The sequence below is a fragment of the Nocardiopsis sp. FIRDI 009 genome (genome assembly GCF_003386285.1).
GTDB lineage: Bacteria > Actinomycetota > Actinomycetes > Streptosporangiales > Streptosporangiaceae > Nocardiopsis.
In genome coordinates this window covers 62,789-76,342 of the sequence record NZ_QPNC01000032.1, presented here as the reverse complement: position 1 = coordinate 76,342, position 13,554 = coordinate 62,789, and the positions used below count along the sequence as shown (strand labels likewise).

The following is a 13,554-nucleotide window of genomic DNA, read 5'->3' as shown; positions in this document are numbered from 1 at the left end:
CAGGCCGCCTACATCGGCGTGGACGTCGAGGGCCCCTACAAGCCCGACCACTACCGGTACTAGGGACACCACCGCCATCGGAAGTTCCGGCCTGTCCCGCCCCACGGGCCCGTGGGGCGGGACAGGCCGACGCCGGGGCCGGTCTGGCACCACCACTGTCGAACCGGCGAGGTGCACGAAGCGGACCGATCCGGGATACGTCCACGCCGGCGACGCGACACCCACCCTCGCCGAAAAGGGCCCGGGCCATCCGCTGCCCGAGAGGCAGAAGGCCGACCACCAGCTCATCCGAAAGGTGCACGGGGTCGGTGGACGCTCGTGCCCTCCAATGCACTACTCCGGGTCAGCCTCGGCCCATGGCGGCTCGGAGCGATCGCCCGAACCCGTCTCACGTCATGACCACCTGACTCCAGGTCCTGACCCGTGTCCCCGACCCGCGCAAGCCCCGCGGACGACGCCACAACACCGGCCGCGCTGATCGCCGCGGCCGTGTGCGCGGTCCTGACCGGAGCCAAGGGCTTCACCGCGATCGGCCGGTGGGCCGCCGAGACCATCACCGGCACACTGACCACCCTGGGCGTGGGCCGGGGCGCAGCCGACGAGGCGATGTTTCGCCGCGCCTTCGCCCGCCTGGACGCCGACCTGCTCGATAAGGTGCTGGGGGCCTGAGCCGCTCCCCGGGTGGCCGTGGTCGACGGGCTGCGGGCCATCTCTCTGGACGGCAGGACCGTCCGCGGCGCCCGCACCGGCACCGAACGGGCGCCACACCTGGTCGCCGCCCTGTGCGGCACCACCACCCTGGGGCAGGTCGGTGTGGACGCCAAGAGCGACGAGATCCCCGCCGCCCGGGACCTGCTGCAGGTGATCGACGTGGCCGGCGCCGTGGTCACCGTCGACGCGATGCATACCCAGCCAGCACGACACCGCGGCCATGATCCGGGGCCTGGGCGGGCACTACGTCTTCACCGTCAAAGCCAACAACAAACACCTGTACGCCCAGCTCAAGAACCCGCCCTGGAAGCACGTGCCGGGCCGCGTGATGCGCGAGTCCGGGCATGGCCGCCGTGAGACCCGCGCGATCAAGACCGCCGAGGTCCCGGCGTGGATCGAGTTCGAGGGCGCGGCCCGGGTCGCCCAGTTGCGTCGCACCACCTGGCGCAAGAAGTCCAGGGGCTCTCCCGAACGCAAGAGCGTCGAGGCCGCCTACCTGATCACCTCCGCCGACCGACGCACCGCCGGTCCACTGATGCTGGCCGATGGGTTCGCCGGCGCCGGGGCGTCGAGAACAAACGCCACCACGTCCGTGATGTCACCTACGACGAGGACCGCTCCCAGGTCCGTACCGGTGAGGCACCCCAAGTCATGGCCGCCCCGCGCAACACCGCGATCGGGCTGCTCCGAACGGCCGGATTCGACGATGCCGCCGAGGCCGACCGTCACACGATCCGTGACGAGACCCGCCCTCTCGGACTCCTGCAGACCTGACTTTGCCGAGGCCCTGGTGGTGAGCGACACGACGAGCCGTCACCCAAAGTTATCACCGACAACCTGGAAAGGATCGTTGACGTTCCGTAGGCGATATCTATAGCATGTAACTATACCGGTCTGTATACGCCATCCCGCTAGGGGACTTGTAATGGTACGGAAACCCTCACAGGTTTCAATATCGACCCAGATCCCTCAGCAGAGGGAACGCTACACGAACGCCGACGGCGCGCCGGTGGCGTTCGGATACCTGCTGCGATCCCACCGGAAGCAGCGAGGTTTGTCGCTCGCTCAGTTCTCCACTCTCGTGCATTTCGACCGAGGTCATATCAGCAAAATCGAGACTGGAAAAAGAAACCCTTCGGTGGCCTTTGCGGAGGCTTGCGATAGGGCCCTGAGCACAGGAAACACCTTCACCACCATAGCCCTGACGCTGGAGTCGGCCACCCGCCAGCAGCAGGGCTGGGTTCAGCCCGCCCAACTGCCAGCGGCGATACCACATTTCGTGGGGCGAGCAGAGCAACTGAGCTGTCTGGACAGGCTGCTGCTGGATCAGGAACAGTCCCTCGCAACGCCGGTCGGTGTCATCAGCGGTCCGCCCGGAGTGGGCAAGACCGCACTGGCAGTGCAGTGGGCGCACCAGGCCGTCAACGACGGACACTTCGCCGACGGGCAGTTGTTCGTCGACCTCCAGGGAGCTGGAAAAAAGGCGTCACCGTTCGATATCCTGGCGGGCCTGCTCCATGCCCTGGGAGTGCCCGCCGACCGTATCCCGGAGACTCTGGAACAGAGATCCGCCGCACTGCGTTCGCACCTGCACGGCCGCAAGATGCTGCTGCTGCTGGACAACGCGGCAGATGCCCAACAGGTCTATTCCTTGTTGCCCGGGTCCCCGAGATGCGCCGTCGTGGTGACCAGTCGATCGTGGTTACCCGGTTTAATGTCCAAGGCAGGCACCGTCCCATTACTCCTGACCGAACTTCACCGTTCGGATGCCATCCGGCTGATCCGCGAGATCATCGGTGAGACCCGAGCCGACACCTATCCTGCAGCGGCTTCCACGATTGTCGAACACTGTGGGTACTTCCCCCTGGCCCTCGTCCTGGCCTGTGAACGCATCGTGCATCACCAGTACCGCGGTGCTGATGTTTCCACCGCTGATCTGAACCTTACCGAGGAAGACGTTGCCCTCCACCACGCCTTCGAGACCTCGTATGGAATTCTCCGGGACTAGCAGGACACCGGGCGGAGGTGTCCCCTTTTTGGTGAAAGGCTCAGGATCTACTTCGGGCAGGCGGTGGCATGCCTGGCCGACACATACATCTGGGCCTTGTGCCTCACCGAAGCACGGCCGTCTCACCCCCGGCGCCGCCACCGGCTCCCGGCCGGCCGACCTGGCCGGGAGCCGCAAGGACACCGGCCAGGTCCTCCAGGCCGTCCTGTTGCAAATCGAATGTGTCCGTCCGACCGGGGGAATCGCCGACCGGCCGCCGAATGTAGGCGGTGCGCATGCCCAGCGCCTGGCCGGCGCGAAGGTCCCATGCATGCGCGGCAACCATCAACACTCGCTCCGGCGGACATCCGACGACGTCGAGTGCGAGCCGATAGACCTGTGGCGCGGGTTTGTAGGCGCGTACTGCTTCTGCGGACAAGACCTGGTGCCACCGCAGTCCGGCATGGGCGTTGAGCCGGACGAGAGTGGCACGGTCGGCGTTGCTGAGACCCAGCACGGGGAATCGCTCCGCGATACGAGCGAGTCCGGCAGCGGAATCGCCCCACGGATCCAACCGCTGACCCGCAGCCGCCAGTCGTTCTACTGCCGTTCGATCAATGATCCCGGCGTGCTCGGCGACGCGCTCGGCGGCTTCACGGTCGATGACCTCACTGCCCACGTAGTCACGGCTCCCCTCAGCGATGCGTCGCTGCTGGCGCTCGACGTGTTCTTGCCACACGGCCAGCAACCGTTCGACCAACGCCTCCTCCGCCGCCCCGGGCAACGCCTCACGAATCGCCCTGCGCAGACCGCCAGGCTCATCGACCATCGTTCCCAGTACATCGAAGACAACGGCTTCGATGTCGAACATTCTGGAACCTCTTCCCCTGGTCCGAACGTACGGCGAGTCATTCCTGTCACCGTCCAGATCGGAGCGCCCCGCCTGCTCCGACCAATGCCGACACTACTCCGCCAGCGGCATTCCAACACGACAGAAGGACAATTCTCCGCCTTCTGGTAATTAATCACATCTGCGCGAAGTTGCCAGAGTTTCGGGTGGTTTTTACTATTTTAATGACACTACAGGCCTTTTGCATATAAACCGATCGGTGTACCATCTGAACATGACTCCCCAAGACAACACAGCAAGCCAAGACGGCAGGCGTCGCGCCCCGCAGCACCTGACGTCGGCAGGCAAGAAGATTCTCTCGGTCGCCTCCCAACTCTTTTATGAACAGGGGATCAGGGCTGTCGGTGTAGAGACGATCGCGGAAGAATCAGGATTCACCAAGAAGACGCTCTACGACTGTTTCGGCTCAAAAGAGGATCTGATCGTCGCCTACCTGCGTGCCCGTGACGACCAATGGCGTTCCATCTTGGTGGATCACGTCGACCGTCACGGCGGTCCCGCCAGCGAGAAGCTCCTGGCCACGTTCTGCGCCTTACGCAACTGGACGTGTACACGCAGTTCACGAGGCTGTGCCTTCGTCAACGCCTCCGCCGAACTCCCCGAGGGGCACCCCGGCCTCGAGGTCGGCAGGGAGCAGAAGGCCTGGTTTCTCACCTACTTGGAGGAACTGGCGGCGAGGGGAGGTGCGCAGGATCCCTCTTACCTGGCTGCCCAAATGCTGATCCTGCATGAGGGAGCCTGTGTCGCACATTCCATGCACACGATCGACCAGCCCTTCGAGCGCACCGAGGAGATAGCCAGGATCCTTGTCGAGAACGCATTCGCCCATTGAGGTGATCCCAGCGACTTTGAAGCGGGATGAAAACGGCAAACCGAACCTGAGAGGAGGAACGTCCGTTCAGCAGACATGGACGTGGAGCCCCAGGTAGAAGGCGAGGTGTCGAATCTTGCCGGGCTACCGTGAAAGGCTCCACGTGGTCACCTATCGTGCCATTCTCGACGTCCCCAGGGAAGCCGTTCTCCTTCTCTCCCGTCTCTTGGCTGCCGAACGCGCACTGCGCGGTACCCGCAAGGGGACCCGTGCCCTGACCTGCTTCCATCAGGCAGTGATGGCCCTGCGCCACTTCCGTGACGGGACCGATCCCGCCACCCTGGCCCGTGACCACGGCATCGGCGAAGCCACCGCTGTCCTTGCCGCCCAGGCCCCGGACCTGCACCACGCACTCCACGCGGCCCACGAGCCGGGCGTGCCCCACCTGGTACTCGACGGCACGGTGATCCCGATCGACCGCTGTTCGGAGAAGACGACCAGCATCAAAGGAAAGAGCATCGATCTGTGGTACTCGGGAAAAGCCCGCCACCATGGAGGCAACGTCCAAGGCGTCATGGAACCGGACGGGTTCCCCCTCTTCGTCAGTGATGTCGAGCCCGGGTCGGTCAACGATCTGCCCGCGTGTTTCGTGCTGGGTTTATTGGAGGCTGGGAACCAACGCTTCAGCCTGTGTTGACCTGCCCTCGCTCTGGTAGAAGTGGTCTTCGAACTCCGCCGGCGGGACCAGGCCGATCTCGCCGTGCAAGCGGCGGTGGTTGAACCAGTCCACGTACTCGGCCACCGCGATCTCCACCTCGTCCAGGGCCAGGTCGGTGCGCAACGACTTCGACACCTGTCGCGCGAGGCTCGCCTGGTGGAGATCCTGCCGCCGCCGCAGGCCACCCTCGCCAACGCCACCGAGTTCTGGAACCGCACAGTGGGGCTGCTCAAGCCCCACTGGTCGCGGTGGCTGGTGCAACCGCACCTGTCCGTGGAGGTCGTGGCCTCCGCGACCGGGGTGCTGTCCCAGGTGTGGGTTCCTGGGATCGTCCCGCCGGGAGCGGCGGTTTCCAATCCGATGGGGTGGCGCGGACTGAGGTTCGACCGGGGAGCGCGAACGGTCCCGAACGATGAGAGGACTCTTTCCGAGGTCCTCGTACACCCCGTCTGAACTGGGATTTCGTGGTGCACTCGGCAGGACTCGAGCCTGCGGCCTGAGAGGTCAGGTGCCGACGACGCCGCCGTCCTCGCGGCGGACCACCACGACGGCTGAGCGGGGGCGGCCCCGACGTGCGTGCTCGGGCCAGTTGCTCACCGCGCGTGGATCGGCCGCCGTCGGGTCGCCCAGCGGCGATCCCGACCACCCCGGCCCCCGCACGCTCACGAACAGGGTCCGCTGGTCGGGGGCGGTGGTGACACCGGAGATCCCGCAGCCGCGCGGGCCGGTGAGGAACCGGCGCACCCGCCCCGTCTCGGGGTCGGCGCACAGCAGCGCGCTGTTGCCCAGGTCGGCGCGCTGGTCGTCGTCGCCCAGGCGGACGACGTCGGTCGTGATCCACAGCCGCCCGTCGCCCCCGCAATACACCCCGCTCGGGGCGGCGAACCGGGCGCCGTCGGAGTCGTCGGAGGAGTTCGGCCGGACGAACTCCCGCCAGTCCAGCACCGTCGCGCCGTGGTCACCCGACCCCTCGGTCCAGACCAGCACCCTGCCGCCGCTGCCCGCCCTGGCCTCGGGCAGGTACACCTCACCCGTCTCGGGGTGCACGGTGGGGCGGCCGGGGGAGCGCAGCTCGGTCGCGCCCACGGCGTCGGCCGCCTCCCGGGCCCGCAGGAGCACGTCGGCCTGGTCGTGGAAGCCCCGCCTCCTGGTGAGGCCGTCGCGCCCGTGTTCCAGCCGGATCCACTCGCCGGTGCCGTCGTCGTCGAACCGCGCGGCGAACAGCGTGCCCTCGTCCAGGGGGCTGACGGTCGCGGTCCGCACCTCCTGCCAGGCGTGCTCACCGACGAACTTGTACACGTGGCTGGTGTCGCTCATGTAGACCACCGCCCGCCCGCGTGACTCGGTGACCGCGGCCCCGCTGTGCGCGATCCTGCCCAGGGCGGTGCGCTTGACCGGGGGGGAGACCGGGTTCCAGGGGGAGATCTCCACCGTCCAGCCGAACCGGTACGGTTCGTCCGGCGACTCGGCCAGGTCGAACCGGGGCCGGTGCAGGTGCCAGTCGTAGGCGGAGCCGTCGGCGGCCAGCCCGTAGCGCCGGTGCGCCTCGCTGGGGCGCCAACTCCGTTCCCGGGTGCCGAAGACGTCGGAGACGGTGTCCTCCCCGGTCAGGTAGGTGCCCCAGGGGGTGATCGCGTGCGCGGTGCCGCCCAGGACCCCGCGCGCCCCGGAGCCGCCCTCCAGCACGTCGTGCCCGTACAGGGGGCCGGAGAACGTGACGTGCGACGACGCGGTGATCCGGCGGTTGACGTCCGCCCCCACCATCCTCCAGCGGCCGTTGGAGAGCTTCACCCGCACCACCGACGCGCCCAGGGAGACCATCTCCTTGGCCGTGCGCTCGGCGGTGGCGGCCCGCCCGCCGTCGGCGTGCAGCAGCACGGGGTCGGCCGAGGCGTGGTTGATGACGAGCACTCCGCTGCGGGTTCCGTCGCGTCGGGGGCTGACGGGCAGGAAGTGCAGCCCCGAGTGCCCGGTGCCGATCTGGAGCCGGGCCTCGGCGGCGGGGTTGGCGGCGTCCGGCCGCCACCGCGGACCGAACGAGTGCAGCGGCGCGCCCCAGGGGGCGATGACGTGGGCGGTGTAGCCGGGGGGGACGGTGACGTCGTCGGTCCGGGCGATGGGGACGGAGGGGAAGGTCACGGAGGTGCCGTCCACCGGCGCCGCGTGGGCGGGGGAGAGGGGGAATCCGGCCAGGGTGGCGGCGGCCAGTGTCCCGGCGCGCAGGGCGGCTCTGCGGCTGGGGTGCGCGTGGTCGTTCGTGCGGTGCGACATGGCCCTCTCCTCGTTTCGGTGTGTCCCCACACCGACCGCGAACCCTACTTTGAATGACGAGAAAATCACATTCGGTTGCGACTTGGGTGTATGTCCGGCGGGTGCGCGTGTCGTTCGGGTCAGGAATGAAAACGGTTATCATTGTGTTCCGACGACGGACACAGGAGGAACCGTGGCACGCAACGAACTACGACCCATCGTCAAACTCCGGTCGACCGCGGGGACCGGCTACACGTACGTGACCCGCAAGAACCGGCGCAACACCCCGGACCGGCTGGTCCTGCGCAAGTTCGACCCGCGCGTCCGCCGGCACGTCGAGTTCCGCGAGGAGCGCTGACCCACCGCCAGGAGGCGACATGAAATCCGGAATCCACCCCGACTACCACCCCGTGGTCTTCCGCGACCGCGCGGCCGACTTCGCGTTCCTCACCCGGTCGACCGCCGCCAGCGACAGGACGATCGAGTGGAGTGACGGGCGGACCTACCCGCTCATCGACGTCGAGATCTCCAGCGCCAGCCACCCGTTCTACACCGGTACCGCCCGCGTGGTGGACACGGCCGGACGCGTGGAGCGGTTCAACCGGCGCTACCGGAGCTGACGGGAGGCGGAGCACCGTCCCCGCTCTCGCACACCCCACAGGAAGGACCGCATCATGGCCGTGCCCAAACGGAAGACGTCCCGAGCCAACACGCGCAAGCGCCGCGCGCAGTGGAGGGCCGCCGCGCCCGAACTGGTCCCCGTGACCCTCGGCGGCCGCGACCACCTGGTCCCCCGCCACCTGCTGCGGGCCTACCGGCGCGGACTGCTGCCCGCACCCCCGGTCTGACCGCTTCCGGCCCCACGGGGCGTGCGCCCCGACCCCGGTTCCGCGGGGCGGGGCGCACGCGTGCCCGGCACGACGGCGCGCCGCCGCCCCGGTCGGGGGAGAGGAAGCGGCGAAACACCCGGCACGTGGTCGGCGGACCGCCGCGGGGTCGGGCACCCTGGGGTCGTGACAACCCCAACCCAAGCGCGGCCCCCGGCACCGGGACCCCACACCGCGCGCGCCCCGCGCAGACCCGTCGACCTGCTCGTCGGCACCGTCGGCCTCCTCACCGTCGCCGCGATGCTGTTCGCCGTGCACGTCCTCTCCGACGGCGAACCGGTCAGCGGCCCCGCCGAACTGCGCGCGCTGCTGCCCCTGGGCCTGCTCCTCCTCGTCGCGGTGGGCGCCAACCTCCTGCTCATCGTCCTGGTCTGCTTCGTCGTCCTGCGCACCCTGCTCCACCGCCGTCTGCGGGACCTGGCCCGCACAGTCACGGCGGCGGTCAGCGCCTACGCCCTGGCCTCACTGATCAACGCCCTCCTCGCGGCGCTCCTGGGCTCCCGGCAGGTCCTGGACACCCTCACCGGCACACCGGCCGACGTCTTCACCAACGCCACCCTGGGCTACGTCGCCGCGGCGATCGCCTTCACCCGCACGATGCCCTCCGGCCAGCCCCGGATCCGCGCGCTGCTGTGGACCGGAATCACCCTCGTCGCCGCGTGCGCCCTGCTGGCCCTGGTCACCAGTGCCCTCGCGCTCGTCATGACGGTGCTGGTGGGCCTCGTGTGCGCGGCGTTGGCCCGCTACGCCGTCGGGGCCGGACCCGCGCCGCGCGCTGACGGTCGCATCCACGCCGAGATGCACCGGTTCGGCATGACCACCACCGACATCCGCCCGGCGGGCACCGACGACGAGGGCAACCCCCGCCACGTCGCCGACCTCGACGACGGCACCCGCGTGGAGGTGGCCGTCATGAACTCGGAGAACACCACCGGATTCTGGCAGCGCCTGCGCGACCTGCTCCTCCTGCGGGGCCCCGTCGCGCCGCGGATGCTCTACGGGGTCCGCCGCCGCGCCGAGCACGCCGCGCTGATGAGCTTCTCCGCCCGCGAGGCCGGGGTCACCGTCCCCCGGGTCCGGGCGGTCGGCGAGGTGGGTCCCGGAACGGTCCTCCTGGCCCGCGAACTCCTCCCCCTGCGCACCCTGGACACGCTGGAGGAGGCCGACCTCACCGACGACCTGCTCGACCGCTGCTGGTCGGTGCTCGGCACCCTGCACCACCGCCGCATCGCCCACGGCAACCTCAACCCGACCACCGTCGGGGTCCTGGACGACGGCTCCGGGACCGTGGCCCTGACCGGTGTCGACCGCGGCGCCGTGGCCGCGCCCCAGCTCACGATCTCTCTGGACGACGCGGCCATGATGACGCTCCTGGCGCTGCGTGTGGGACCGGAGCGCGCCGTCGACTCGGCCGTGCGAGCCCTGGGCGTGTCCGCCGCCGCCCGTGTCCTGCCGCTGCTCCAGCCGGCGGGGTTGCCCTACCCCCTGCGCGCGCGGTTGCGGTCGCGATCGGACCTGCTCAGCGACCTGCGCGCGCGGATCGTCGAGGTCGCGCCCGAGGCGCCCGCCGCCCCGGCGCGGCTGGAGCGGATGCGGCCGCGCACGATCGTCAGCGTGATCGTGGCGACCGTGGTCGGGCTGGTCCTGGCCTACCAGCTCGCCGGTGTGGACCTGAGGGGGATCGGCGACGCCGATCCCGGTTGGACGGCCGCCGCGTTCGGCATGGCGACCCTGTGCATGATCGCCGCGGCGATGGTGCTCATCGGGTTCGCCCCCGTCCCGCTGCCGTGGTGGCGCACGGTCATGGTGCAGTACGCGGCCTCGTTCGTGCGGATCGCCGCCCCCGCCGGGCTGGGCTCGATCGCGATCAACAGCCGTTTCGTGGTCAAGGCGGGCGCGCCCGCCCCGCTGGCGCTGTCGGCGGTCGGACTGACCCAGCTCGTCGGGTTCCTGGTGCACGTGCCGCTCCTGCTGGTGTGCGCCTACCTGACCGGGACCTCGTACTGGACGGGCTTCACCCCCTCGCCCACCGTCGTCGGCGTCAGCATCGCGGGCACGGCCGTCGTCGCCGCGATCCTGCTCCTGCCCGGCCTGCGGCGCCGGGTCGTGGAGCGGGTCGGGCCCTACCTGCGGGGTGTGCTGCCCCGGTTGCTGGACACCCTCCAACGCCCGGTCGGCCTGGCGCTGGGCCTGGGCGGGACGGCGTTGCTGACCGTGGCGTTCGTGCTGTGTCTGCACTTCTCGGTGCTGGCCTTCGCCGGGCCGGAGACGCGGGTCAGCCTGGTCGCGGTCGCGGTCGTCTTCCTGGCGGGCAACGCGATCGGGTCGGCCGCCCCCACCCCGGGCGGGCTGGGGGCGGTGGAGGCCGCGCTGATCGGCGGTCTGACCACGGTGGTCGGGGTGCCGGCGGCGGTCTCGCTCCCGGCGGTCCTGCTGTTCCGGGTGCTCACCTTCTGGTTCCCGGTGCTGCCGGGGTGGGGGGCCTTCTCCTACCTCCAACGGCGCGAGGCCGTCTGAGGCCGATGGCGGCGGGGCGCCTCAGGCCCCGCTCTCCAGGGCGTCCACGGCGACGGCCAGGACGGCGTCGAACTCGTCCGCCGTCTGCTGCCGCGCCTGGTCGGCGAGCTCCTGTTCCTGCCGGTCGTAGCAGGTGTCCCAGGCGGAGCTGCCCGGGTCGAACTCGTCGCACGCCTCGATGAGGTCGTAGGACGACGGGATCGGCGAACTCGACGAATCGTCGTTCGGTTCGGTATACATCAGGGTGAAGTGGACGTCCCCGACCCGGCCCCACGCGCTCCGCACGAACAGTTCCGCGTTCCCGTAGGACAGGGTCGCCGAGAACATACGACCGTTCTCGGGCAGGGCGGGGGAGTCCTCGACGGTCGTCGAGCCCCTCATGTCGGTCTCGTCCAGCGCCACGCTCGTGTTCGAGCAGTCCTCCAGCGACACCCCGTCCGAGGCGTCGGCCCACTCCTGGGGTACCTCGCCCGAGACGAGCGCGTAGGAGTAGATGGCCGGAGGGTTGCTGGATGAGAGCGCGCGCTGTCCGGTGGCCTCGGCGGGCCCCACCGGGAACGGCTGCGTCGCCCGGAGCAGTGCCTTCTCGCAGGTGGGAACGCCGGACGCCTCGAACGGGTGGGCGGCGGACACCGACATCGCGTTCAGCGCGTCGAGGTCGACGCGCTCGAACGAGAACCCCTCCGGGTAGGCGTCGGGCTCCGGTAGCAGGGACGCCAGGTCCGGGGCGCTCCGCAGCTCCATCTGGGGTGCGCAGCCGACGGTCGCCACCAGGGCGGCGAGGGGGAGGAGTGACAGCCAGGAGCGGTGTCCGCGGATCGCAGGCATCGGGACCCTTCTACGGGGGACGGGGGTTCGCCTCTGTCTGACGCGCACCGAAAACGCGCGGTTCCGCAGCGGTGGGCGGACCCCGGATCAGACCCCTTCCTCCAGGGTGCGGACGGCCCTGAAGAGCACCGCCCCGAACTCCTCGGCCGCCTCCGCGCGGGCCTGGGCGGCCCTGCTGTCCCGCTCCTCCTCGACGCAGTCGAAGTCGGTGGGGACCTCGACGCAGGTGTCGACCAGGTCCGGTGTCGAGACCGACGGGGCCGCGTCCAGGTCCCGGGACCTCAGGACGAAGCGGACATCGCCCACCCGGCCCCAGGCGACACGCGCGGACATGTCCATCCCGTTGTGGGCCAGGTCCATCGCGACCATGCCGCCTCCGTCGGGCAGGTAGGGGGAGTCCTCCTCGGTCAGGCCGCCCCGCAGTTCGAGCCCGTCCATGACGACCGTCATCGCCGAGCACCGGTCCGCCAGGTCGTCCCACCACCCCGGGACGGTGGCGTCCTCGCGCAGACCGCCCGACACCAGCACGTAGCTGTACCGCACGGGCGGGGTGGTGGAGACGGCGACCTGGGCGGCGCCCTCGGTGACCCCCTGCGGCAGCGCCGCAGCCCCCTCGTCGAACGCCCTGGCGCACTCGGCGGGCTCGACACCGTCCACCGTCGGGTGGGACACCCCCGTCCCGTCGCGGCCGTCGAGTTCGTCGATCCCGGCGGTCTCGACGGTGAATCCGTCCGGGTACGCGCCGGGGTCGAGCAGGAGGGCCTCCAGGCGCTCACTGGGGCTCGGGGCCGGCCCCGGCGCGCAGCCCACGGCCAGGACGAGGGCGGTCAGCGTCGGTAGGGCGGGGGACACACGGTGACGCGAAGGCATGGGGGTCTCTCTGCGGGAGGTGACGAAGGGGTGTTCGTTACGTTCCGACGCCGGTCAGACACGAGAGGTTCCGGTTTCTGGCGAGATCGGCGGCGGGGTCGCGGTATCGGTCGGTCACCACCTCCGGAGCCGTGTGCGGCACGGCCCGCGCGGAGCCGCCCGGGGGCGCCCGCCGGGGATATCCGTCGGGACGCCCGTCGGGGGTATGCCCGCCCGGGGCGTCATTCTCCCAAGGTGATGGCCTGTGCCTCCACATCGAGCGGTTCGGGTCCGCCGTCGACCCGGCGCAGCACGTACCCGCAGGAGAGCAGGGGCTCCACGATCGACGTCCTCGTCGGCTGCCGCACCCGGCAGTTCTCGGCCAGCACGCCCAGCCGCAGCGGCCCCTTCTCCTGGAGCCCGCTCAGGGCACGCCACGTGGCGGGGGAGGTGCGCCCGCCCGCGGCGCGCGCGGTGTAGCGCCCCAGACGGTTGCTGATGTTGATCAGGGCACCAGCAGCCGGGCGACCCCGTCCTCGTTCTCGCTCACGCCACGAGGGTAGTGGGCCCGGGGCGGGCCGTGCCCCGACGCCGGGTGGACACGCCGGGTTCCGGACGCTCGGGCACCCGGGGGGAAAATCCGTTGCCGACCGGTCGCGGCCGTCCTACCGTCGGCCGGGGTCGGCCCCGACGCCGACCGCCGACGACACAGTGAAGGAGGCGCCGTGATCCCCGGACACTGGCGACCGCACCACCGCGACGAGGACGGTGAACTGCTCGGTTACCTCGTCCCCGACGGACCCGGGCGGTACGTGCCGGTCACCCCCTTCGGCCACCCGCTGGAGGAGCCCGGTGACGAGCACGACGCCCGCGCGGCCCTGGACTCCCGCGGGCTGGCCTACCTGGCCGACCCGTGGTTGCTGTCGGTGCCCGACCGGGACGAACCGATCAGCGTACGCATCGTGGAGGTGTCGCCGGAGCGCATGCGGGTGGCCAACGCCGACTTCGGCTACGAGCGGGTCGACCTCGGGCACGTCTTCGTCCTGGACGTGCCCGAGACCGGCCGACTCCGGCGGGCCTGAGGCC

General features: G+C 70.1%; 17 protein-coding genes and 1 pseudogene. 13 read left to right on the top strand and 5 right to left on the bottom strand.

The window, feature by feature from the left end:
- From DVR05_RS28025 to DVR05_RS23525, 4 genes are all read left to right on the top strand, one after another.
- On the top strand, window positions 1-63 hold a 63-nt coding region (locus DVR05_RS28025; protein WP_157982398.1), incomplete at its 5' end, for an adenosylhomocysteinase.
- A gap of 360 nt (window positions 64-423) precedes the next feature.
- Entirely contained in the window at window positions 424-669 is a 246-nt protein-coding gene (locus DVR05_RS27175; RefSeq protein ID WP_198659318.1) for a transposase family protein, read from the top strand.
- Between the two features lie 12 nt (window positions 670-681).
- On the top strand, window positions 682-1,068 hold the full coding sequence (locus DVR05_RS27170) for a transposase (RefSeq protein WP_198659317.1): 387 nt from the start codon (window positions 682-684) through the stop codon (window positions 1,066-1,068).
- 568 nt (window positions 1,069-1,636) lie between these two features.
- Complete coding sequence (locus tag DVR05_RS23525) at window positions 1,637-2,719, top strand: helix-turn-helix domain-containing protein (RefSeq protein ID WP_116248084.1); 1,083 nt, start codon at window positions 1,637-1,639, stop codon at window positions 2,717-2,719.
- A gap of 103 nt (window positions 2,720-2,822) precedes the next feature.
- Here DVR05_RS23525 and DVR05_RS23520 read toward each other — a convergent pair whose 3' ends face one another.
- Entirely contained in the window at window positions 2,823-3,569 is a 747-nt protein-coding gene (locus DVR05_RS23520; protein ID WP_116248083.1) for a haloacid dehalogenase type II, read from the bottom strand.
- Between the two features lie 238 nt (window positions 3,570-3,807).
- On the opposite strand from DVR05_RS23520, the gene DVR05_RS23515 reads away from it, so the two are divergent.
- Window positions 3,808-4,440, top strand: a complete 633-nt coding sequence (locus tag DVR05_RS23515) for a TetR/AcrR family transcriptional regulator (protein WP_198659316.1) — start codon at window positions 3,808-3,810, stop codon at window positions 4,438-4,440.
- Window positions 4,441-4,555: 115 nt separating this feature from the next.
- Window positions 4,556-5,116, top strand: coding sequence for a transposase family protein (locus tag DVR05_RS23510; RefSeq protein WP_232832282.1), 561 nt, complete (start codon window positions 4,556-4,558; stop codon window positions 5,114-5,116).
- Here the strand turns inward: DVR05_RS23510 and DVR05_RS23505 are convergent.
- Window positions 5,078-5,233, bottom strand: a pseudogene (locus tag DVR05_RS23505) (IS3 family transposase); the annotation flags it as partial. The gene DVR05_RS23510 and the pseudogene DVR05_RS23505 overlap by 39 nt on opposite strands.
- Before the next feature lie 60 nt (window positions 5,234-5,293).
- Here DVR05_RS23505 and DVR05_RS26770 point away from each other — a divergent pair.
- A complete protein-coding gene (locus DVR05_RS26770) occupies window positions 5,294-5,590 on the top strand; it encodes a hypothetical protein (RefSeq protein WP_157982517.1) in 297 nt (98 codons plus the stop codon).
- A 51-nt stretch (window positions 5,591-5,641) separates the two neighbouring features.
- Here DVR05_RS26770 and DVR05_RS23500 read toward each other — a convergent pair whose 3' ends face one another.
- Window positions 5,642-7,408 (bottom strand): PhoX family phosphatase, encoded by a 1,767-nt coding sequence (locus DVR05_RS23500; RefSeq protein ID WP_116248081.1) that lies wholly within the window; start codon window positions 7,406-7,408, stop codon window positions 5,642-5,644.
- A gap of 172 nt (window positions 7,409-7,580) precedes the next feature.
- On the opposite strand from DVR05_RS23500, the gene rpmG reads away from it, so the two are divergent.
- The 4 genes from rpmG to DVR05_RS23480 all read left to right on the top strand — a co-directional run bounded on the left by rpmG (window position 7,581) and on the right by DVR05_RS23480 (window position 10,791).
- Window positions 7,581-7,745, top strand: a complete 165-nt coding sequence (gene rpmG / locus DVR05_RS23495) for a 50S ribosomal protein L33 (protein ID WP_116248080.1) — start codon at window positions 7,581-7,583, stop codon at window positions 7,743-7,745.
- A gap of 19 nt (window positions 7,746-7,764) precedes the next feature.
- A complete protein-coding gene (locus tag DVR05_RS23490) occupies window positions 7,765-8,007 on the top strand; it encodes a type B 50S ribosomal protein L31 (protein ID WP_116248079.1) in 243 nt (80 codons plus the stop codon).
- A 54-nt stretch (window positions 8,008-8,061) separates the two neighbouring features.
- A complete protein-coding gene (gene rpmF / locus DVR05_RS23485; protein WP_116248078.1) occupies window positions 8,062-8,235 on the top strand; it encodes a 50S ribosomal protein L32 in 174 nt (57 codons plus the stop codon).
- A 279-nt stretch (window positions 8,236-8,514) separates the two neighbouring features.
- Entirely contained in the window at window positions 8,515-10,791 is a 2,277-nt protein-coding gene (locus DVR05_RS23480; RefSeq protein WP_116248089.1) for a lysylphosphatidylglycerol synthase transmembrane domain-containing protein, read from the top strand.
- Window positions 10,792-10,812: 21 nt separating this feature from the next.
- On the opposite strand, the gene DVR05_RS23475 is transcribed toward DVR05_RS23480, so the two are convergent.
- Together DVR05_RS23475 and DVR05_RS23470 are read right to left on the bottom strand one after the other, a co-directional pair.
- The gene (locus tag DVR05_RS23475) at window positions 10,813-11,619 is read right to left on the bottom strand and encodes a hypothetical protein (RefSeq protein ID WP_116248077.1); all 807 of its coding nucleotides are present in this window, start codon (window positions 11,617-11,619) and stop codon (window positions 10,813-10,815) included.
- A gap of 87 nt (window positions 11,620-11,706) precedes the next feature.
- Window positions 11,707-12,489 (bottom strand): hypothetical protein, encoded by a 783-nt coding sequence (locus DVR05_RS23470; protein ID WP_116248076.1) that lies wholly within the window; start codon window positions 12,487-12,489, stop codon window positions 11,707-11,709.
- A 237-nt stretch (window positions 12,490-12,726) separates the two neighbouring features.
- Between DVR05_RS23470 and DVR05_RS26765 the strand changes: the two genes are divergently transcribed.
- On the top strand, window positions 12,727-12,948 hold the full coding sequence (locus DVR05_RS26765) for a hypothetical protein (protein WP_157982516.1): 222 nt from the start codon (window positions 12,727-12,729) through the stop codon (window positions 12,946-12,948).
- 245 nt (window positions 12,949-13,193) lie between these two features.
- Window positions 13,194-13,550, top strand: a complete 357-nt coding sequence (locus tag DVR05_RS23460; RefSeq protein ID WP_116248075.1) for a hypothetical protein — start codon at window positions 13,194-13,196, stop codon at window positions 13,548-13,550.
- The last annotated feature ends 4 nt before the right edge of the window (window positions 13,551-13,554 follow it).

What these genes read in the sequence shown, in the direction of transcription:
- DVR05_RS23525 (WP_116248084.1), top strand. Translation starts at nt 1,637, where the DNA reads ATGGTACGGAAACCCTCACAGGTTTCAATATCGACCCAGATCCCTCAG.
- DVR05_RS23520 (WP_116248083.1), bottom strand. Translation starts at nt 3,569, where the DNA reads ATGTTCGACATCGAAGCCGTTGTCTTCGATGTACTGGGAACGATGGTC.
- DVR05_RS23500 (WP_116248081.1), bottom strand. Translation starts at nt 7,408, where the DNA reads ATGTCGCACCGCACGAACGACCACGCGCACCCCAGCCGCAGAGCCGCC.
- DVR05_RS23490 (WP_116248079.1), top strand. Translation starts at nt 7,765, where the DNA reads ATGAAATCCGGAATCCACCCCGACTACCACCCCGTGGTCTTCCGCGAC.
- rpmF (WP_116248078.1), top strand. Translation starts at nt 8,062, where the DNA reads ATGGCCGTGCCCAAACGGAAGACGTCCCGAGCCAACACGCGCAAGCGC.
- DVR05_RS23480 (WP_116248089.1), top strand. Translation starts at nt 8,515, where the DNA reads ATGCTGTTCGCCGTGCACGTCCTCTCCGACGGCGAACCGGTCAGCGGC.
- DVR05_RS23475 (WP_116248077.1), bottom strand. Translation starts at nt 11,619, where the DNA reads ATGCCTGCGATCCGCGGACACCGCTCCTGGCTGTCACTCCTCCCCCTC.
- DVR05_RS23470 (WP_116248076.1), bottom strand. Translation starts at nt 12,489, where the DNA reads ATGCCTTCGCGTCACCGTGTGTCCCCCGCCCTACCGACGCTGACCGCC.
- DVR05_RS26765 (WP_157982516.1), top strand. Translation starts at nt 12,727, where the DNA reads ATGGCCTGTGCCTCCACATCGAGCGGTTCGGGTCCGCCGTCGACCCGG.